Here is a 20,843-nt window from a genome sequence, read left to right on the forward strand (position 1 = left end):
AATTTGCCCCCCAGTACGCCATGCTACGTTGAGAAGATAAAAATAAGGCAGCTTTGAGTAGCTTAAGAACCGAACTGCCTCACTAACACCAACTCCGAAAAAAGAGCAGAGGTGATAATCCGATGGTAATGATAGTTTTGCCTAAACTCTAGTTGCGCTATGAAAACTCCTGACCTCACTGTTGTCTCAACTGCTATCCTGCCCATTGTGCAGCAGGACCCCTGGCTCGAACCTTACGAACCTGTGCTGCTGGCCCGGCAAGAGCGCCTGCGACAGCGTTTGCAGGAAATTGAGCAATCGCATGGTTCTCTGAGCAAATTTGCCACCGCTCACCAATATTTAGGCCTTAACTACGACGCCCGGCGCCGCGGCTACTGGTTTCGGGAGTGGGCGCCAGCGGCTGAAGGGCTGTTTCTGGTGGGCGATTTTAACGGCTGGGACCGCACCGCTACTCCTTTGAAAAAAGGCGAAAATGGCGTATGGGAGGTGTTTCTGCCTGATAAAGACTATAAGGAGAGGCTCACGCACCACAGCCGCTACAAAATACATGTAGTTACGCGTCGGGGGGCAAAAGACCGCCTGCCGGCTACGCTGCGCAGGGCTGTGCAGGACCCCGAAACCAAAGACTACACGGGTCAAGTGTGGCGCCCCGAAGCGCCCTTTATCTGGACTGACCAGAAGTTTCGGATCAATAATTATGTGCGCGAGCCCTTCATTTATGAATGCCACGTAGGCATGGCTACGGAAGAGGGGAAGGTGGGCAGCTACCTGGAATTCGCTGAAAAAGTGTTGCCCCGCGTGCAGGCTTTAGGCTATAACTGCTTGCAGCTCATGGCTGTGATGGAGCACCCATATTACGGCTCCTTTGGCTATCATGTGGCCAATTTCTTTGCGGTTTCGTCGCGGTTTGGCACGCCTGAGGAGCTGAAGCACCTGATAAACGAAGCGCATAACAGGGGCATCGCGGTGCTGCTGGATGTGGTGCATTCGCACGCTGTGAAGAATGAGGCGGAAGGATTAGCTGATTTCGACGGCTCTGGGGGGCAATATTTTCACGCCGGGCCCCGCGGCAACCATCCCGGCTGGGACTCCAAGCTATTTAACTACGGGCAACCGGAGGTGCAGCAGTTTTTGCTGTCCAATCTGCGCTATTGGCTGGAAGAGTTTCACTTCGATGGCTTTCGCTTCGATGGGGTGACTTCTATGCTCTACCATCATCACGGCGAGGGCGTGGCTTTCAGTTCCTATGCCCAGTATTTTGGCCCGGAGGCCGATGAAGACGCTATTCTATACTTGCAATTGGCCTCTACGCTGGTGCAGGAGCTGAAGCGCGGAGCCTTGCTCATTGCCGAAGATATGAGCGGCCTGCCGGGCTTGTGCCGGCCTATCAGCGAAGGCGGCGTCGGCTTCAACTACCGCCTGGGTATGGGCATTCCTGATTATTGGATTAAGCTGCTTAAGCACCGCCGCGACGAAGACTGGAATCTGGGCGAATTGTGGTACACGCTCACCAATCGTCGCGTAGGGGAGAAAACCGTGGCCTACGCCGAGTCGCACGACCAGGCATTGGTGGGGGACAAAACCTTGGCACACTGGCTTATGGATGCGGCCATTTACTCGCACATGAGTAAGAATGACCCTGACCCCGTGGTGGCCCGTGGAATGGCGCTGCATAAGATGATTCGCCTCATTACGTTGGCATTGGGGGGGGAAGCCTACCTCACCTTTATTGGCAACGAGTTCGGGCATCCTGAGTGGGTCGATTTTCCGCGTCAGGGCAATGACTGGAGCTACCACTACGCCCGCCGGCAGTGGTCGTTGGCCGATAATCCTGATCTTAAGTATCAGTTCCTGCTGGCCTTCGACCAAGCGATGATAGACATAGCCAAATCGCGCCGCCTGCTGGCGGCCGCCCATGCCCATCTGCTCAACAATGACCCCGAGAACCAGGTTCTTATTTTCGAGCGTGGGGGGCTAATTTTCGTGTTCAACTTCCATGTTGAGCGCAGTGTGCCAGACTACCGCTTCTTCGTGCCCAAGCCGGGGCGTTACCGGGTTGTTCTGTCCTCCGATTCGCCCCAGTTCGACGGCTTCAACCGGGTAGATGACGCGTTGATCTATGAAACCTTCCAAGAGGATGAGGTAGACAAATTGAGCCTTTATGTAACGAGCCGCACGGCTTTGGTACTGGCGCGGGTGTAATGTTTTATCAGGGGTATTAAGGCAGCAATTTTAGGGGTAAACACAGAAAAAAAAACTGTCGCAAATACCCCCTCACATTGTCGCATTCACACAGTTTTGCTCTAGTGGGGGGCTAATATCTTTGTTGTGTACTCTTTAAAATAATACTGTTATGGCAACTCAGATCTTCGTAAACCTGCCCGTGAAAGACCTCAACAGGTCGGTGGAATTTTTTACCAAAATCGGCTACCACTTCAATCAACAATTCACGGATGAGAACGCTACTTGCATGATTGTGGGGGAGAATATATACGTTATGCTTTTGGTGGAGTCATTCTTCCAGACTTTTACCAAAAAAGAAATCGTGGATGCTACCAAAAGCACGGAAGCCATCATCTGTCTTTCGGCAGATAGCCGCGAGCAGGTAGATGAAATGGTTCGCAAAGCAGTTAGCGCTGGTGGCACTATAACCCGTGAGCCTGAGGACCACGGCTACATGTATGGGCATGGGTACCAAGACTTAGATGGGCACCTGTGGGAGATAATGTACATGGACCCAACCACCATTATGCCGGAGCAACCCGTAGCAGAAGCTAGTGCTCACTAGTCAAATAACTACAAGCGAAAGGGCCGTATCCAGCTATAGCTGGATACGGCCCTTTCGCTTGTAAATCGATTCCTACCGAAAGCGACGCCCGATTTTAATCCGCTCAATTGCTTCTGCTACCCGCTCGGCGCGTTTTTCGTATTTCTTGGCGCGGGTTATCCACTGCGCGTACTCTTTGCGCTGAGCGTAGGAAAGCTGCTCAAACTTGGCGAGTAAATCGTTTTGAGCCAGCGCATTGGTCAATTCAGCCGGAATATCCAGAACGTCCTCTTCCGTGTCGGGGGCCAACACAACATGCACCATTTCGCCCCACGTTTTATCAATCGTGTTGCGGATTTGCTTGTGCACAGTCAGAATGTGCTCGCCGTCAGGAGTGGGAGTTAGGGGCAAACGAAACGGGAATCCATCGATGGTGCCGCGCACGTGCAGGGTGCCGCGCTGCCCATACACTTCCTCTACATTGAAAGGAACGGTCAGGAATACGCCGCCATCGGAGCGGTGTAGCTCAAGCTGGGCGTCGAAGGTTTGCTCAGAGGCGGTAGGGGAGGGAGTCGTCATCAGTCAATTTTTTGACAAAGAAACAACGCTGCCAACTACTACTAGTTCCGGTTGATGGATTGCAGCGCCACTGTTAAGGCTTCCTCATCGTGGGCCGCAACCACTTTAATGCGGTCGGCGGCTACGGAATAAGCGCTTTGCAGGCGCTCAGCCAAGGTTTCGGTCGCGGCCAGAACCAGTGTTGCCCGGCGCAGAGCCAATCGCTCCAGCTCCAAAATCCAGCCCCGGTCGTTAGGCGAATCGCGGTCCAGCGCCAGCGAATGCACGTGTAGCACCAACGGCCGGCCGGTAAGCTGCCGGATTTCGAGGCCCGCCAGCCATACATGCCACTCGGGAGCGTAGATCACGCCGAACTGTTCGCGCAGCGCCAGACGCGTGGCAAAGCGCGTGTACTGAATTACCTGAAAATTTAGGTCGCCGGGAGCTTCGGGCAGCGCATTAAGTAAATTGCGCAACGTCGCCCGGTCGGCCGAAAACTCGATAGGGGGCAAATATTCTGGCTGAACAGTCACGGCTGGCTTGTCCAAGGTCAAATTATCGCCGGGCTGGTCCAGATCGTGAGCCTCATCAGCTCCAGGCTCCGACGCCTCAACGGCCTGCTCATCGGCCAGGAGAAGATCTGGCGGGCTATTTTGTATTAGATAGTCCGTTTCCTCGGACGCTGCTTCACCCAGGCCTGCTTCTTCTGTCTGATCCTGTGCTGCTCCTATGTATGGCGCGGCCGGTGACTGCCAAGAGCTAATATCGCGCACTGGCTGTAGCTCGTCCAGGTCCGCTAGGGTTAGCGTATCGAGGCTCGTAATGCGTGCGTTAGAAAGCTGGCCTGTAGGCAGATGCGGCAAAATAGCCGTCAGGGTAGTACGAGAAGCTAAGGCTTGCAACAGCGGCAGCGACTCGGGTTGATCCGAGTCGGTGACTTGCGTTGTCTCATCCCAGCCTAACAACAATACCTTGAGATTGGGATTTTCCATGGGAACGGGACGATGACAGGAAAAAAATGGGCAACAAAAAAGCCCTGTAGAAGCTCTACAGTCGTGTTTAACGGATTCTGCTCCTAAGGTTAGGCAATTTTCGCGGTAATCAGTTTTACCTTGCAGACTTATGTGAAAAAACTTTCCGGCGCTGCCGGTATTTTTTTTGCCCATTTCAACTGCTGCTTACGCTCATGGCTGATATCATTCAGGAAAATAATTACATGGTGAACGACCTGGCTACCAAGGGAAAGCAAGAGCTTTCGCCCGGCCAGATCGTATCATGTAAGCAAATAAATAACAACTTTCTGTTCACCTGCGACAACGGCGTACAGCTGTGCTTGCAGGTAATCACGGATAAAATACTGCGTTTTCGCTACGCTACGGAAGTTGGCTTCGCGCCCGACTTCAGCTATGCCGTACCCGCCGATCTGCCCCGCGCCGCACTGGACTTTTTGGAGTTTCGGGAAAAGACCGATCACTACCGCATTACTACTGACCGGCTTATCTGCACGATAGCCAAAGAAAACCTGACCACCCGCGTGCTCGACCGCTCCGGTACGGTGCTGTCGGCTGATGAAAAAGGCTTTCACTGGGAGCACGATGATGACACCGGCAACGATGTCGTGAAGATGAGCAAGCACGTGCAAAGCGGCGTGCATTACTACGGCCTCGGCGACAAGCCCGACAACATGAACCTGCGCGGCAAGCGCTTTACCAACTGGGGCACCGACACCTATGGCTACGTAAAAGGCTCCGATCCGCTGTACAAGAACATCCCGTTTTATCTGGAGCTGCACCAGAAAATTGCCCACGGCATTTTCTTCGACAACACATTTAAAGCCAGCTTCGACTTCGCCGCCGAGCGCGCCGACGTGACCAGCTTCTGGGCCTTGGGCGGCGAGATGAACTACTATTTTCTCTACGGCCCCACGCTCACCGAAGTAACCCAAGAGTACACCCGCCTCACCTGCCCCCCCGAAATGCCCCCCATGTGGGCCTTGGGCTACCACCAGTGCAAGTGGAGCTATTATCCCGAGAGTACTTTCAAGGCGATTGGGGCTGGGTTTCGGGAGCGGCAGATTCCCTGCGACGCCCTGTATCTGGACATTGACTACATGGATGGCTACCGGTGCTTTACCTGGAGCCCCACCCACTTCCCCGACCCCAAAACCATGGTGCGGGAACTGGCTGCCGATGGCTTTAAAACCATCGTCATCATCGACCCCGGCATCAAGATTGACCCTGAATACTCGGTGTACACCGAAGGCCTGGCCAACGACTACTTCTGCCGCCGCGCCGACGGGCCGCTGATGCGCGGCTCGGTGTGGCCGGGCCTGTGCAACTTCCCCGACTTCACCCGCCCCGATGTGCGCGAGTGGTGGGCCGGTCTATTTAAAGGTTTGATTCAGGAAGATGGCGTGCGCGGCGTGTGGAACGATATGAACGAGCCGGCTGTATTCGAGAAAGGTACCTTCCCGGACGATGTGCGCTTCAACTATGACGGCAATCCTGCCTCGCATAAAAAGGCGCACAATATCTACGGTATGCAGATGGCGCGGGCTACGGCGGCGGGCGTAAAGCAGTTCACGCATCCCAATCGTCCTTTTACCATTACGCGCAGCACCTACGCTGGCGGCCAGCGCTATTCTTCTGCCTGGACTGGTGACAATATTGCTTCCTGGGACCACCTTTGGCTGGCTAATATTCAGTGTCAGCGCCTAAGTATCAGTGGTTTCTCGTTCGTTGGCTCTGATGTGGGCGGCTTCGTAGAAACGCCTGATGGTGAGCTATATGCCCGCTGGATTGCGCTAGCGGCCTTTCATCCGTTCTTCCGCACTCACTCTAGCGGCGACCACGGCGACCAAGAGCCTTGGTCATTTGGGGAGGAAGTAACCGATCTGGCGCGCAAATTCATCAGCCTGCGCTACCAACTGCTGCCTTACGTGTACACTACCTTCTGGCAGTATGTGCAGCAGGGTACGCCCATGTTGCGCCCCCTGGCTTTCATCGACCAGAACGACACGGACACCTATCTGCGCATGGCTGAGTTCAGCCTCGGCGACCACCTGCTTGTGTGCCCCATCACCACTGCTGGCGCCGATGGCCGCTGGATGTATCTGCCGAAAGGCCAGTGGTATTACTGGTGGACGGATGAAGAGCGCACTGGTGGCGCCGAAGTGTGGGCCAGCGCCAACCTCGACCGTATTCCGCTTTTCGTGAAAGCTGGCGCTGTTATTCCGCTTTATCCGGTCATGCAGTACGTGGGCGAGAAAGTAGTGGAAGAAGTGACGCTGCATGTATATTACAAAAACGGCACGGAGCATAGCGTCCTCTACGATGATGGCGGCGAAGGCTACGGCTACCAGGAAGGCCACGCCACGACGCGCCGCTTCACCCTCACCGGCACCGACACTACGCTCACGCTCCGCCAGGAAATTGAAGGCGACTATCAGCCCAGCTTCACTACGTATCGGGTGGTATTTCACGGTCTGCCCTTTGCGCCGATGAAAGGCTCTGTTGATGCCAAGGCTGCGCCTTTAACAGAGAATGACGCCGATACGGGCGCCACGCTGCCGCAAACTATTGTCAAAGCTGGCTTCGCAGAGTTAGTGATTAAGTAAGCGTTTAACCGTATAAAAAGCCCCCCAGAGTTGCTCTGGGGGCTTTTTTGTGTGGAATAGCACGCTACACGTGCTCCCGCAAATACTGATACACGTCTGGGTTACTGAGCAGCCCAATATGGCTTTGCTGGGCAAATACGCTGGTAGTCACTATGGTACCGGCTGGTAGCGCCGGGTCGCCGAAGGTGCGGCCGATGGCGCTACCACCACCTACTAGGCCGTCGCCGAAGTAATGATCGAGGGCTGAGCCCATCGTTTTGAGCAAGGAGCCAACCAGCACATGGTAATGCACGCCGGGCAAGGGCGGAACCACGGTGCGGGGGGCAAATATGTCGTTGGCGCGTGGGTTTTGCCAATCCTCATCTACCAGCCAGGCGTGGCGCAGATCCTTGATGCCGTTGCTGCGCTGGTCCATGGCTTTGCTGAGAAAGCGCGTGGGCGCTACATTTATTTTGCGCAGCAGCACGGATGTAAGGTGGCTATTTTGCTCCAGAAAAGAGCCGTCGTTGGGCACGCCTAACAGGAACACGGACTTCAGGTGCTTCACCCACGGCGCCTGCTCCTGACCTTTACGAGTACCATAATGGCCTGCACTGCGAATGACCAAGCCACCCATGGAATGGCCAACCAGCACCAGCTCGCCGATGGCTTCAGCGTGAATTTCAAATAGCTCGGTCAGTAATGTGTTGAGCAACTGTCCATTCTCCGAAATATGCAGGCCGCTATTATAGCGCACATACAGCGACCGCACACCCACTTCGCGCTGGAGCAGCGGCCCGTAGCGCGGCGTATCGGCCGCACCCGATTGCCAGATCATCTCATCGCCCATCAGGCCATGCAAAAACACAACGGTTTTTTGCGGCTCACTGCTCAAGCGCAAATCAGCGACGTCGACATCAGCGCCGTGCTGGCGAAAGCTCATCTGAATAGCCCGGCGGTCCTGGCGCTCGGCTAGCTGGTCGCCGATGGCGCCGTTGAGCACCGGTAAGGTAAAATGACGGTACGCCTGCCCCGTGCGGTACAGAAAATCCAAACCCGTGACGGGCAAAGCGGCCGCCCGGCGCATAGCCGCTCTGGCCCGCTGCCATCGCGACGACGACTCTTGGTTGGGCGATGGGTTATCGGAGTCGGGATTGGGTACAGAACCCTCGGGGGGCAGATTTTCGGTCACTGAATCAATAATTTGCGCGTCAGCGTGCCTTCCGGCGTGCTCAAGCGCAGTAAATAAACGCCCGCAGGTTGGCCCCGCAGACTAATAAGCCGGCCATTGGCAGCGCTGGTAGGCGCCGCGCCCTGCCGCTGAACTATCCGGCCAGCGGCATCCGAGATGGTAAAAGGAGCAGTGGCTACACCGGGTTTCTGTAAAGAAGCCAGCGAGAAGTCGCCGTTGGAGCTTGGATTGGGGTAAACAACTAAAGCGGCTTCCAGTTGCGGGTTTCGGTTGGCAGTGACGGTGAGAGGCAGGGTCACATCATCCACAAACAAAGCGGCAGTAGGAGAAGGCGTTGCACCAGTGCCGGCCACGAAGAAAATGCGTAGCGTATCGGGCATCACTGTGGCGGTGGCAGCATCGTAGGAAATGGGCAGGTTAATGAGTCGGTAATCTGGTACGCCACCCGTGAGTTGAATAGAGGTTTGGCCCAGAATCTGGCTATTCTTCGACAGTACTAAGCCTACTTGGCCAGTCTCAGTAGAGGCTCCGGTGTACTTAAACCAAAACTGCAAAGAAGTCGGGCGGGCTGTAAACGGAATGCCGCCGGGCCTCAGCCGCAGGATATCCTCCTGCGTGCGCGGAAGATTGTTGGGGTTGATGAGCGGCGTTTCGGTACCGAGTAGCAGTACTGCCGGCACCGGAATAGTACCTACCAGCGGGATGCTTAAGCTCTTGAACATCAGGCGGGCAGCAAACTGTCCGGCGTGCGCTTCTGTCGATTTTGATACCCCATTTATTGCTAGGGGCAGGATTCGGACGGCGATTTCGTCGGAGGTGATCCACTGCGTGGGCGCTTCTACGTTGCTTTCCGTAGTCCACGCTTCAAAAGTGCCATTCGCTAAAGTGCTTTGGGCCGCGGCCGTGCCCGACCACCATAAACCACTGAATAATAAAAGAGAAAGTAAGGGAGCCTTCATGCAGGTGTCAGATTGAGGTAGGATAAAAGAAGAGCAAAGCAACAGCCCGCTCAATTGTAAGATACGGGTACACTACGTTGCTAATTAGCTATTTGGTTGTTTGTTCAAAGCTAATTCGAACAACAAATAAAACGCCGCTGAGCTTTTGTAAGAAAATGCAAAAAATCAGGAGGTTTCGGTGGCACCCGGTAGCCGCGTCCGGCCGAGTATTGCCCCAACCAGTAAGCCGGTAAATAAGCCCCCCAGATGCGCCGCGTGGTCAATATTACCCCCCAGCCCGCCCACCAATCCGTTGAGCATAAAATAGAAAACAAACCACATCATGGTACGGCGCTGAGAGCGGCCGAAGGGCACTGCACGCGTCAGGAGCAACGCCAGCAAAAGCCCGTACAACCCAAAAATGGCCCCTGAGGCACCCACCGAATTTACGCCCGCAGTATTCCACCACAAGCTGGCCAGGCTACCCCCGATGCCGCACACCAAAAAGCCCCCCAGCAAGCGCCCACGTCCCAGCAGCGGCTCCAGCAATGACCCCAAAAACAACAATCCCAGCCCATTGAGTAGCAAATGTGCCATGCCACCGTGCAGAAAGCAGCTGGTAAGCAGGCGCCAGGGCTGGCCATGCAACGTGAGCGGCGAAAAATTGGACCCCCACATTATCAGTTCCTCGCCACTCGGCGCGAGCGGATCAGCGGCCGTTAGCGCCAAGAGCGCATAAATTATTAAGTTAAGGTCGAGCAGCAGGGGCGTGACGAAGAACGACCCGGACGGCCACAGCATCGCCCGCAAGCTTCGCAGCACCAGGCGGCCAGTGCTTTCGTCGGGAAGCGGTGGAGGCGGGGGAGAAGGTGGCGCAGGTGCCTCGGCTGGCACAAGGCCGCGTCGTTGCAACTCGCGTACGGCGGCCTGTACCACCGCGGGCGGAAAGCGCTGAGCCTGCTGAGCTAGAAAGAAAAGCTCAGCATCGGTTTTCTGGGCAAATAAATCGATGGGTTCGTCGGGGTCCATAAGGACAGTAGCCTGATTCTCAGCGCGCCATCGTCAGATCGATGTGGCGGGTAGGCTGCTTGCCGCCGCGCAGCTCATACAGCATATCCTCCACCGGGGCCAGGGTCTTGAGTACTTCGCTATTCATTGGTGGGCGACCAAGAGAATAATTTTCGCGCATTATCTGCAACGACTGCATGCGCCGGTTGGCTATGTCATGCATCATGTTTACGCGCTCCTGCATCATCGGCCGCAGATTATGATTATACACCAACACGCGTGTTAGCTCGCGCCATTGATCGTATACCAGTGAGGCTTTGCCCGGAAAAGTCGAATCAATCTTGGCGATGGCTACCTGGTCGGCCAGGAACTCAGCTTGCTTTTCAGCCTTCCAGAAACGACCCGCCAAAATCAGGTATTTGCCCAGCGGCTTTTTGTCGGTGCGCTCTTTGGCTGGTAAAAGGCTCGGCTCCGTTTTTACCTGGGCGGCAGTTTCAACTTCAAAGGTCGGTAGCACATTCAGCTCCACCGACTGTAGCTCTGTGGGAGCTTTCGGCACGACGCCCAATGCAGGCGAGGGCTTATGGAACTGGCTATACAGCACGCATCCAACTGCCAGCAGGGCCGCGCCAATAGCGGGGACCAACCAGCGCCGCTCAGCGGGCTCATTATCATAGTCGTCAGTTGCAAATTCTTCAGCTTCAGTAAGGTGGGAGCGAGTCGCTACTTCGCGCCGATGCAGTTCTTGCTGTGCTGCCGCTACCACGTCAGCGTGGTACAGGTCTGGGTTCTCAAGGAAATAGAGGAGCTCGGTATCGGTTTTCTGGGTAAATAAATCAGCTGGAGTAGTTGAGCCTGATGACATGTGTAAGCTGGATAGCAGGTGAGAAATAGTGAGAATAATAAACTCCCCAAGTTGGCAAAAAAGCACGGCAATGCTACCCCTTTTAAGCTGAACCCGCGTATAGTTTAGCAAGTACCTTTTCGCACTAATTACTTCTGCTATGGCAAACGACCAAAACCAACCCGAACAAGAACCTGCCGATGGCTACGCTATCCAGCAAAGCACCGTTTCCCAATCTGATCAGCGCCAGCCAGAAGGCCGCCAGGCGTCCGGTGCCGGCAACGATTCGCTGCGCGGCCTCAACGCCGATGACAACTCAGGCAGCGGCGGCACCGAGGGCGGCCAGGAAATAAAAGGCAAAAACGTAAGCACCAGCACCACCTATGATACGCCCGGCAACGCCGCCGAGGGCGATGTAGGCGGCAGCACAACCAGCAGCGGCACGGGCGTATCGGGTGGTGAAACCGGCCAGGTAAATTTGTAGCCCACCCCAGCTCTGCTTATATCCCACTCATAATCTACCGCACAGCATCATGGCAAACGACACGCAGAATACCGACCCTACTACCGAAGACAGCGGCGTAAACCGCGAAAGCATCACGAATAGCGACGAAGCCAACGTTATAACCAATCAGGACGCAGCCGGAAACGAGGATGAGTCCCAAAGGCCGAAAACCACCAGCACCCAAGGCAATATGGGCGATGGCGCCGGCATTCGCGGTGATTACGGCAACAGCGACCAAACCAATGGCATGGAAGGCGAAGATGGCGCCGATATGCGCCGCGCCGCTGAGGCAGGTGGCGAAAGCGAAAATTCAGGTCGCTAAGCGGGAGCGGTAACGCTTTCACCGTTTAGATTCCCAAGGCAAATTTGCCTCCCAGAGGTCCCCAGTACTTACCCAAGCTTCATTTGGTAGGCTGAAAGCACGCCCCCGCGTATCTTCCCAGCCATGAAAACTACTAGATGGTGCCAAAGTAGGTGGTGGGGGCCTTTTTGTGGGCTTATAGTTGGGTTAAATGTGCTAGCCAACCCAATGGCAGCGGCTCAATCAGGAAACCCTTTGCGCCGGTTGTTGCACGCCGACACGGCTCGCTTCGGGCGGATACTGCGCGCCCCGGATCAGTACCGCGTCCAGATTATTTATACCCAAATAAACCGCGACGCCCAGAACAAGCCTCACTTTTGCTCTTACACCTATGGGGGGCAAAATTTGCGGCGCTACTTCTACCCGGCCAGCACCGTGAAGCTGCCGGCCGCCGCTGTGGCCCTCGAAAAGCTGCGCTCTCTCCGCACGCAACTCGATGGTCATGGCCTGACGTCCGAGTCGCCCATGCGTATCGACTCCGCTTTTGCTGGTCAGACCCGCGTTGATTGGGATTCTACCAATACTACGCTCCGGCCCAGTATTGCGCACTATGTTCGGAAAGTGCTGCTGGTGAGCGACAATGACGCCTACAATCGACTGTATGAGTTTGTGGGCCCCGGCCCGCTAAACGCGGCCTTGCAGGCACGGGGCTACCGGCGGGTGCGGCTCATGCACCGGCTGTCGGTGGGGGACAAGGAGCCAGGCTCCCGCCACACCAACCCCATCACGTTTTTCGCTGATTCATCGCTGAAAACCCCTGTTTATCAGCAGAAGGCTGGATTTTTTGCTGGTGCTTGGCCGCAGCTGGACCTGAAAGGAGAGAAGATAGGCCAGGGCTACATGCAAGACGATAAGCCAATACAAGAGCCCCTCGACTTCAGCACCAAAAACTATATTTCCCTGGCCGATCTGCAAGGCGTGCTCCGGGCTATTATGTTTCCCGAAAGCCTGCCAGCAAAACGGCGCTTTCAGCTCGCCGCCGCTGATTATCAGTTTCTGAGGCAATATATGTCGATGTTACCGCGGGAGAGTAAGGCCCCGCGCTACGACTCGCTGGAATACCCTGACAACTACGCTAAGTTTTTGTTGGCGGGCAGTCCGGCAGGACCGTTGCCACCCGGCGTGCGCATTTTCAACAAAATAGGGCAAGCTTATGGCTTTCTGATTGATAACGCCTATATCATGGACGAAACTCGGGGTGTGGAATTTCTGCTGTCGGCCGTGATCTATACCAATGCCGATGGCATTCTCAACGACGACCAATATGAGTACGATGCAATTGGCTTTCCATTCATGCGCGATTTAGGCCAGGCCGTGTATCAGCATGAACTTAAACGTACCCGCCGCAACCGGCCCGATTTAAGTCAATTCAAGGAAGCGCCATAGAAGTAATTTATTAAATCATGTAACCTTTTGTGACTAGGCGAAGAAGCCATAAAAACCTGTTTTCAAGTATTTTACATGAATGAACAGGTGTTAAAGCTCAACTGTTAAATATCTTTTGAAGCTGACCAGCAACTAATAGTCGAATGAAGAGTAAACACCAGTACTCGAAACTCAGCTATGTATTCGTTAGGCCTTTTTGGCGCTTGTCGGCTGCGTGAAAAGTGGCCGCTATATTGCATGAGTACCAAGCCTGCCTTCACCTATGGGCAGGCTATTGAGAACCAAAAATGCCCCCCAGCGAGCTAATTTCCCCCAATATGCATGGCCTACGGGTCGTCACAACCCCGGACTATTACCGCCGGCAGGTGCGGGAAACCCCAGATAGTGAGTTGGTTAATCTCGCAGAATTTATTCCCGGTATTATACTGGACATCCGTTACGCCACTGCAGCGAATCTGCTAGGCCGGCCTTTATACCAAGCGCCCAAAGCCTTTCTGCGCCGCCCGGCTGCGGCCGCGCTGCGAGCTGTTCAGGAGGAGTTAGCTACTGTCGGAATTGGATTAAAGGTGTTTGACGCGTATCGGCCATACAGTGCTACTGTGGCTTTCTATGATCATGTGCGCGATGAAACCTACGCCGCTCCTCCGTGGCGAGGCTCGCGTCATAACCGGGGCTGCGCCGTGGATGTAACGCTGGTAAGCTTAAGTACTGGCGAGGAGCTTGCCATGCCCACCGACTTCGATGACTTAACCCCTGCCGCTCACGCCGATTTTTCGGAAGTTTCGGCGCTGGCTCAGCTAAATCGGGCTGTTCTGCGGGCCGTTATGAGCCGCCACTGCTTTGAACAATACCCCGGTGAGTGGTGGCATTTCGATCATAAGTGCTGGGAAAATCAAGACTTAATGGACCTGGAGTTCGCTGATTTACAGGCATAGTCCAGATCAGGTGCTGGCTCACAGGTTGGCCGGTACCTCATATAAATAGCGGTAAATGTGCGTTTTGTGTCGGCTACGAGCGTTGAGCTGTGTAATTTGCGGGCGTCTTACCCGTTTATGTGCCGATGCCCCCATTGCTTTCCACTGATTCTCGTGCTTTCTTTTTCCTATTAACGCTGTGCGGGCTACTATGTGGCCCCGCTGCTCGTAGCCAAAATGCCCCCCCGAAACGGGAAATGCGTGGTGTTTGGATTGCCAGCGTCGAGAATATTGACTGGCCCAGCCGCCGTTCGCTCACGCCCGACCAGCAGCGCCGTGAGTATACCCAGATGCTCGACACGCAGAAAAAGAATGGCATCAATGCCGTGTTTGTGCAGATTCGGCCCGCCGCCGATGCTTTTTATCAAAGCGACTTGGAGCCCTGGAGCAAGTGGCTGACCGGCCAGCAAGGCAAAGCCCCCAGCCCCGCCTACGACCCACTTCCTTTCCTGATTGATGAAGCCCACGCCCGCGGCATGGAGTTTCACGCCTGGTTCAACCCATATCGCGCGTCCCTCGATTCGGTGACGACCAAGCTGGCCGCAAATCATCCGTATCGGCAGCATCCTGAATGGTTTTTGCGCTACTCCGGCAAGCTGCTCTTCAATCCTGGCTTGCCCGAAGTGCGGGGCTACATCAACAAAGTCATCCTAGACGTGGTGCGCCGCTATGATATCGATGGGGTGCATTTCGACGACTATTTCTACCCCTATCCCGAAGCCGGCCAGGTTATTCACGACGAAGCAGCCTTCCAGCAACACAACCCCGATCAGCTGAAACTGTCCGACTGGCGTCGCCAGAACGTGAACACGCTGGTGCGGGATCTGCACACTAATATTCAGAGCACGAAGCGCTGGGTGAAGTTCGGGATTTCGCCGTTTGGCGTTTGGATGAATCAAACCAGCAATCCCGAAGGCTCGAACTCGGCTGCTTTCGAGGGCTACTCAGGCCTTTATGCCGATGCTCGCCTTTGGATGCAGCAGGGCTGGGTCGACTATATTCTGCCCCAGCTTTATTGGAGCACCACGTTCAAAGTGGCCTCTTACCCTGTCCTGCTGGAGTGGTGGGCGCGCAACCGCTTCGACCGTCACCTGTACATCGGGCAGGGCGCGTATCGCATCTTCGAAACCAGCAAGCGCGACCCATCCTGGCGCGATCCCACGGAGCTGCCCCGCCAGATTCGTCTCAACCGCTCGTATCCGACGCAGGTAGGCGGCAGCGTATTTTTTAGCTCCAAGTCATTAGTAGCCAATCCGCTGCACATAGCCGATACCCTGCGCCAGAACTTGTTCCGCTACCCGGCTTTGGTGCCTACCATGCCCTGGATGGATGCCGTGCCGCCTCGTCCGGCTCAAAACCTAGTACTAACGCGCACTGGTCGGGCCGTAACGTTATTCTGGCAGCCCGGCCCCGCTGCCACCGATGGTGATGTGGCCCGCTACTTTGTGGTTTACCGCTTCGGCCCCGGCGAAACGCCCGCCCCCGACGACCCGCGCCACATCGTAGCCCTGGTGCCCCGGCCCGCTAACAACCAGCCCGCTCTGGTAGACACTACGGCCCGCCCCGGCGTGGACTATGCCTACTATATCACCGCCGTCGACCGTCTGCATAATGAAAGCCCGCCCGTGCGCGCCAGCACCGGAGCTGGCTCACCAGTGCTTGTGGCGCAGACCCCGCCCGTAGTGCCCACGCCAGCACCCACTGCTCCGCCCGTAGCCTCTACTCCGCCGCCTGCCCGGTCCGGGCCACCCGTTGCGCCCCGCCCTACCATCAGCCGACCCGCGCCTAACACCACCAGTAAAACCAAAGTGAAGATTAAAAAGCGTAAACGCGGAGGTTTATTGGAACGCGTATTTGGCCGGTAGCTGGCATCAGCAATCTAAATAGTAAGCTCACCATCGCATAAAAAAGCCCCCCAGACATGCATCTGGGGGGCTTTTTGTGCGGTGGTAAGTCAATATTAGCTCAATACCTGATGCGTACCAGCTACCGCACAGCCCTACAGACGCATTTCATAGCTCCTTACGATAAGTAGCTATGAAATGCGTCTGTAGGGCTGCCTACATTGTCTATGATAGGTATAGTATTATTCAGAATGGTATTTATACCATATATTGATAGCGTTGACACCACTCCTTTCTCACTTTAATTCTTCCTTTTATGCGTAACACTTACCCATTGAGGCTAGTCCTGTCATTTGGCTGGCTTCTCATGTGCGTGCTATTGACTACGCAGCTGGCAGCGCAGCCCGGCGGTGCCCGCCAGCCCTACACCCTGCAGGGACGTGTCGTGGATGAGCGCGGGCAGGCCCTGCCTGGTGCTACAGTCTTGCTGGGGGGCACTACATTCGGCACGGCCACCAGCGCTGATGGTTCCTACAGCCTGCCGGTGCAGGTGACGCCTGGTGCTTATACACTCTCGGTTTCCATTATCGGCTTCCGGTCCCAGTTCAAACCTATCAATCTGGGCAGCACCCCAACCGTAACTACCGATGTCACGCTCACAGAAGCTGTCCAGACCTTGGATGATGTGGTAGTAACAGGCTCCACGATAAGCGTAAACAAGCGGGAGCTAGGCAACGCCATCAGCACGGTGACGGCCCGCGACCTGGAGCAGACCGGCACGGGCGGGGCGCTCAACGCCTTGCAGGGCAAATTGCCCGGCGCGCAAATCGTGCAGAACTCCGGCGACCCTTCGGGCTCTATGTCGGTGCGACTACGGGGCATTCACTCGCTACGGGGCTCTTCCGATCCGCTGTATGTAATTGACGGCGTAATTGTGAGTAATAACAGTGCGAACGTGTCGCAGCTGGCTGCGGGGCCGGACATTGGATCTGCGAATGCCGGCCAAAACCGCCTAGCCGACCTCAACCCCAACGACATTGCCAGTATCAACGTCATCAACGGCGCGGCGGCGGCGGCGCAGTATGGCTCGCGGGCCTCAAATGGGGTAGTGCTTATTACCACCAAACGCGGCAAGACGGGTGCGGCGCGGGTATCCGCTTACGCTAGCTTTAATATAAATGAGCTGCGCAAATCAGTGCCCGTTAACACCTTTGGCCAGCAGTTTGGCTTTGCGGGGCTACGCCTGTACACAATTGGTGCTCCCACACCTGCGCAGATAGCTGCCAACCCTGGTATCACGACAACAAGCATTACGCGGGCCGGAGCCACCACGCTATTGGCAACCAACCTAGTAGAAACACCGCGCTACGACTACTTCAACGATATTTTCCGGACGGGCTACGGCACTGATAATGGTGTTTCCATCTCAGGCGGGGCCGAGCGGACCCAGTATCTCGTGTCGGTTGGTTATCTGAAAAATCAGGGTATCATTGATGGGACCGAATTTACGCGCTACAACGTGCGGGCCCGCGTTGACCAACGCTTGGCCAGCTGGATTCGGGCTTCGGCAGGGGTAGCTTATAACAATAGCCTTTCCGATGAAAAGGCCAACGGTAACGTGTTCTATAGCCCCATCAACTCCATTAACATCACCAACAACATCTACGACATTAACCGGCGCGACCCCAATGGCAATCTGCTGGCCGTAGAGCCCACCCGAGTTAACCCGCTGTCCACAATCGAGGACATGAAGTTTACGCAGCGTATCAACCGCACCATTACCGACCTACAGGTGAATCTGACGCCGTTCAGAGGATTATCGGTGGATTATATTCTGGGGTTAGATACGTATTCGCAAGTGGGCGAGAACTACATTCGACCCTACCCATATCAGGCTGCGGCCGGCCTGCCGTTGCAGCGCTACCCATCGGGTTTCGCAGCCAACGCCAATAATAACGTGCTGCAGCTCAACTCTGATGTGAACGTGGGCTACGACCGGCAGCTCACCGAAGACTTCAAGGTGACACTGCTGGCCGGCTATAGCTACCAGTACCTGCGCGGGGAGCTGGTGCGTACGCAGGGGCAAAACCTGGCGCCGTTTATCACCACCGTTAGTGGTGCGGCCAGCAACACCGTAGCTTCCAGCGCGGATCTGGACCAGTTTGATTTGAGTGGCATTTTTGGGCAGGCCACCTTTGGGTTTCGCAACCTGGCCTTCCTCACGGGCGCTATTCGCCGCGACCGGTCGTCGAAATTCTCATCCTCCGAAACCAACCAATACTACCCGAAGGTGAGTGGCTCGCTGGTGCTCTCCGATCTGGGCTTCTGGAAGGATGCGGCGTACGCCAAGACCTTCAATTCGCTGAAGCTGCGCGCCAGCTACGGTGAGGCTGGCAACCTGAACGGCATTGGTTCCTACGACCGATTTTACCAGTTTACACCCATTGGCTTTCAGGGCCGCAACACCTTCCTGCCCAACGCGCGACTGGCAAACCCACGGGTGCGGCCGGAGCGCGTAGCCGAATTGGAAGTAGGAGCCGACCTGGGCTTTTTCAACGACCGCTTGGGCCTGGGCGTAACGGTGTACAATCAGAAAACCACGGATCTGGTGGTAGACCGGCCACTGGCGCCGTCGCGGGGTGGCTCATCCATCGTTGAGAACGTGGCTCGGCTTAATAACAAAGGTGTGGAAGTGCAGCTGAGCGCTGTGCCGGTGCGCACTGCCGATTTTAGCTGGGACTTCACGGCCATCTTCAGCCGCAACCGCAATAAGATTGTGGATCTGGTGGGTTCGTCGGCCATACTCGTTGATAACGTTGCCGGCGCGCCGGTATATCTTATTAATGGACAGCCAGCGGGCGTGTTTTATGGCTCAGCTTATGCCCGCAACCCCGATGGCTCCCTGCTGCTGACTCCACAGGGCTTTCCGCAGGACGAGCGTACCACGGGCCAGAGCGTCGGCTCGGTTGACTTCACACCCGCCCGCAACGGCGAGGGTCAGCCCAGCTACGCACCGGGCACTACCATTGCCAACGTTGTCATCGGCAACCCCAACCCGGACTGGACTGGCTCCTTCAGCACCAGCTTCACCTACAAGAAATTGTCCTTGCGGGTGCTGCTCGATGCCGTGCAGGGCGTGGATGTATTCAATGCTGACTACCGGACCCGTCAGGGCGTGGGGCTGGGCGACCTGGCCGAGCAGGAGTTGCGGGGGGAGCTGCCGCGCGGCTACATCTTTGCTGTCTATAACACCCAGGAATTTCGCATCGACGACGGCTCGTTTGTGAAGCTTCGTGAGACGGCCCTGACCTACACGCTGCCTCCCATCAGCAAGTTTATCAGCGACCTGAACGTGTCGCTCATTGGCCGCAACCTCTACTCGTGGGATGATTACAAGGGCTTCGACCCCGAAACCAGCGCGGGCGGCGCTTCCGACTTGTTTCGGGCCGTGGACTTTGGCAATGTACCGATTCCACGCACTTACCAGCTTCGGTTGTCGGCTACGTTCTAATGAGGTCCTCTCTTCTCCAAACTTGCCATTCCATGAAAAAGATATTGATACTGCTGGCTGTGCTGTCGATGATGACAAGCAGCTGCGACAAAGAATACCTGAACCCCAGTACCGCCAGCGACGTGCAGGTGCTAACCAACGCCGACGGCCTGATTACGGTATGCAACGGCTTGCAGGCGCGCTTCACGACGGGCGGTGCGCTGAGTCCGCTCTATAATACGGTGGCCGCTGGTGGCCTGAGTACCCGCGAGCTGAGGATTATTAACGTCGGCAATATTGAGGAATTTAATATCAGCCTGGGAGCGGGCAACGTAACAAACCTCAACGGCGTGGTGCGCAACCTCTGGACCCAGTCGCAGCTGGTGCGTGCCAATGCCGACCTCGTGCTGGCCAATGCCAACAACGCAGCCGATCCTGGTACGCGCAGTGGGATTGTGGCGTATGCCAGCATCTTTCGGGCGCTGGCAATTGGCACCTTAGCACAATCCTTCGAGCAGATTCCAATTGTAACGCAAGCCAACGCACCCTTTGTGAGTCGGGTGCAGGCGCTGCAGTCGGCTGTAGAACAGTTGGAAACGGCCGCCGCGCAACTGAATACGGCGCCAGTATCAGCTGATTTCAACAGTAAAATTATTGGGGGCATCAACCTGCCCAACACCGTGCAGGCCCTCATTGCCCGCTACAGCCTGATGTCCGGCGACTATGACAAAGCTTTAGCGGCCGCCGGGCGGGTGGATCTGGCTAGCCGTTCGGTATTCAGTTTCGACGAGTTGGCTCGCAATCCAATATTCGAGGTTGCTTTCGGCAACCGCAACGTGTTTGAGCCGACTGATGTGAACCTGGGCCTGACGGGAGCACTGGCGCCCGAGGCGGGTGACCGGCGAATCCCGTTCTATACCCGCGCCAACGCCACCTCCACGCAAAATTTGGGCACCGGCTTTTATAGCGCCAGCGCGGCACCTGTTCCGGTGTATATACCCGGCGAGATGCTGCTTATCCGGGCCGAAGCCTACGCCCGCAAAAATGACCTGACCAACGCCGTGCTGGAGCTGAACCGGGTACGAACCAGCACAGCGCCCGCAACCACTATCACTGGCGGCTTGCCTACGGCACCTCCCGGTGCCGGTCTGGCGCCGTACGCCGGTCCGCTTACACAGCAGGCGGTGCTGTTGGATATTCTGCGAAACCGCTTTGTAGAGCTTGCCTTCCATGGTTTCCGACTGGAGGACAGCCGGCGCTTCAATCGGCCTGGTCCGGGCGCGGCTGGTTCCGAGCGCAACCGTAATTTCTATCCATACCCGCGCACCGAGCGTGAAAACAACTCTGTTACGCCTGATGACCCTGCGGCGTAGCATCAACT

16 protein-coding genes are annotated in these 20,843 nt (G+C 56.0%); 10 read left to right on the forward strand and 6 right to left on the reverse strand.

All coding sequences use genetic code 11. From position 1 onward, the window contains the following. The first annotated feature begins 159 nt into the window (after nucleotides 1-159). Both H8B13_RS07860 and H8B13_RS07865 read left to right on the forward strand, forming a co-directional pair. Nucleotides 160-2,202, forward strand: a complete 2,043-nt coding sequence (locus H8B13_RS07860; protein ID WP_187310226.1) for an alpha-amylase family glycosyl hydrolase — start codon at nucleotides 160-162, stop codon at nucleotides 2,200-2,202. 151 nt (nucleotides 2,203-2,353) lie between these two features. Further along, nucleotides 2,354-2,788, forward strand: coding sequence for a VOC family protein (locus tag H8B13_RS07865; RefSeq protein WP_187310227.1), 435 nt, complete (start codon nucleotides 2,354-2,356; stop codon nucleotides 2,786-2,788). A 72-nt stretch (nucleotides 2,789-2,860) separates the two neighbouring features. Here the strand turns inward: H8B13_RS07865 and H8B13_RS07870 are convergent, their stop codons facing one another. Both H8B13_RS07870 and H8B13_RS07875 read right to left on the reverse strand, forming a co-directional pair. Beyond that, complete coding sequence (locus H8B13_RS07870; RefSeq protein ID WP_187310228.1) at nucleotides 2,861-3,346, reverse strand: DUF1905 domain-containing protein; 486 nt, start codon at nucleotides 3,344-3,346, stop codon at nucleotides 2,861-2,863. 41 nt (nucleotides 3,347-3,387) lie between these two features. Continuing rightward, nucleotides 3,388-4,317, reverse strand: coding sequence for a glycosyltransferase (locus H8B13_RS07875; protein ID WP_187310229.1), 930 nt, complete (start codon nucleotides 4,315-4,317; stop codon nucleotides 3,388-3,390). Between the two features lie 194 nt (nucleotides 4,318-4,511). On the opposite strand from H8B13_RS07875, the gene H8B13_RS07880 reads away from it, so the two are divergent. Further along, nucleotides 4,512-6,941: a TIM-barrel domain-containing protein gene (locus H8B13_RS07880; protein ID WP_222841361.1), complete on the forward strand. Its 2,430-nt coding sequence runs from the start codon at nucleotides 4,512-4,514 to the stop codon at nucleotides 6,939-6,941. A 64-nt stretch (nucleotides 6,942-7,005) separates the two neighbouring features. Here the strand turns inward: H8B13_RS07880 and H8B13_RS07885 are convergent, their stop codons facing one another. From H8B13_RS07885 to H8B13_RS07900, 4 genes are all read right to left on the reverse strand, one after another. Continuing rightward, nucleotides 7,006-8,112, reverse strand: coding sequence for an esterase/lipase family protein (locus H8B13_RS07885; RefSeq protein ID WP_187310230.1), 1,107 nt, complete (start codon nucleotides 8,110-8,112; stop codon nucleotides 7,006-7,008). Continuing rightward, nucleotides 8,109-9,071 (reverse strand): T9SS type A sorting domain-containing protein, encoded by a 963-nt coding sequence (locus tag H8B13_RS07890; protein ID WP_187310231.1) that lies wholly within the window; start codon nucleotides 9,069-9,071, stop codon nucleotides 8,109-8,111. Before H8B13_RS07890 ends, H8B13_RS07885 begins: the two co-directional genes overlap by 4 nt. A gap of 165 nt (nucleotides 9,072-9,236) precedes the next feature. Continuing rightward, nucleotides 9,237-10,079 (reverse strand): rhomboid family intramembrane serine protease, encoded by an 843-nt coding sequence (locus H8B13_RS07895; protein ID WP_187310232.1) that lies wholly within the window; start codon nucleotides 10,077-10,079, stop codon nucleotides 9,237-9,239. Nucleotides 10,080-10,098: 19 nt separating this feature from the next. Continuing rightward, complete coding sequence (locus H8B13_RS07900) at nucleotides 10,099-10,923, reverse strand: hypothetical protein (RefSeq protein WP_187310233.1); 825 nt, start codon at nucleotides 10,921-10,923, stop codon at nucleotides 10,099-10,101. A gap of 139 nt (nucleotides 10,924-11,062) precedes the next feature. On the opposite strand from H8B13_RS07900, the gene H8B13_RS07905 reads away from it, so the two are divergent. The 7 genes from H8B13_RS07905 (at nucleotide 11,063) to H8B13_RS07935 (ending at nucleotide 20,835) form a co-directional block, all read left to right on the forward strand. Next, nucleotides 11,063-11,386, forward strand: coding sequence for a hypothetical protein (locus H8B13_RS07905; protein WP_187310234.1), 324 nt, complete (start codon nucleotides 11,063-11,065; stop codon nucleotides 11,384-11,386). A 49-nt stretch (nucleotides 11,387-11,435) separates the two neighbouring features. Then, on the forward strand, nucleotides 11,436-11,729 hold the full coding sequence (locus H8B13_RS07910) for a hypothetical protein (RefSeq protein WP_187310235.1): 294 nt from the start codon (nucleotides 11,436-11,438) through the stop codon (nucleotides 11,727-11,729). Between the two features lie 123 nt (nucleotides 11,730-11,852). Beyond that, the gene (locus H8B13_RS07915) at nucleotides 11,853-13,154 is read left to right on the forward strand and encodes a class A beta-lactamase-related serine hydrolase (RefSeq protein WP_261990262.1); all 1,302 of its coding nucleotides are present in this window, start codon (nucleotides 11,853-11,855) and stop codon (nucleotides 13,152-13,154) included. A 317-nt stretch (nucleotides 13,155-13,471) separates the two neighbouring features. Next, nucleotides 13,472-14,089, forward strand: coding sequence for a M15 family metallopeptidase (locus H8B13_RS07920; RefSeq protein WP_187310236.1), 618 nt, complete (start codon nucleotides 13,472-13,474; stop codon nucleotides 14,087-14,089). Between the two features lie 236 nt (nucleotides 14,090-14,325). Further along, nucleotides 14,326-15,993 carry a glycoside hydrolase family 10 protein gene (locus H8B13_RS07925; protein WP_261990263.1) on the forward strand — a complete coding sequence of 556 codons (1,668 nt, stop codon included), beginning with the start codon at nucleotides 14,326-14,328 and terminating at the stop codon, nucleotides 15,991-15,993. Between the two features lie 295 nt (nucleotides 15,994-16,288). Then, on the forward strand, nucleotides 16,289-19,483 hold the full coding sequence (locus tag H8B13_RS07930) for a SusC/RagA family TonB-linked outer membrane protein (RefSeq protein ID WP_187310238.1): 3,195 nt from the start codon (nucleotides 16,289-16,291) through the stop codon (nucleotides 19,481-19,483). Between the two features lie 32 nt (nucleotides 19,484-19,515). Then, a complete protein-coding gene (locus H8B13_RS07935; RefSeq protein ID WP_187310239.1) occupies nucleotides 19,516-20,835 on the forward strand; it encodes a RagB/SusD family nutrient uptake outer membrane protein in 1,320 nt (439 codons plus the stop codon). Nucleotides 20,836-20,843 lie beyond the last annotated feature (8 nt).

The organism is Hymenobacter sp. BT188, assembly GCF_014333585.1.
In the GTDB taxonomy this organism is placed as follows: Bacteria; Bacteroidota; Bacteroidia; order Cytophagales; family Hymenobacteraceae; genus Hymenobacter.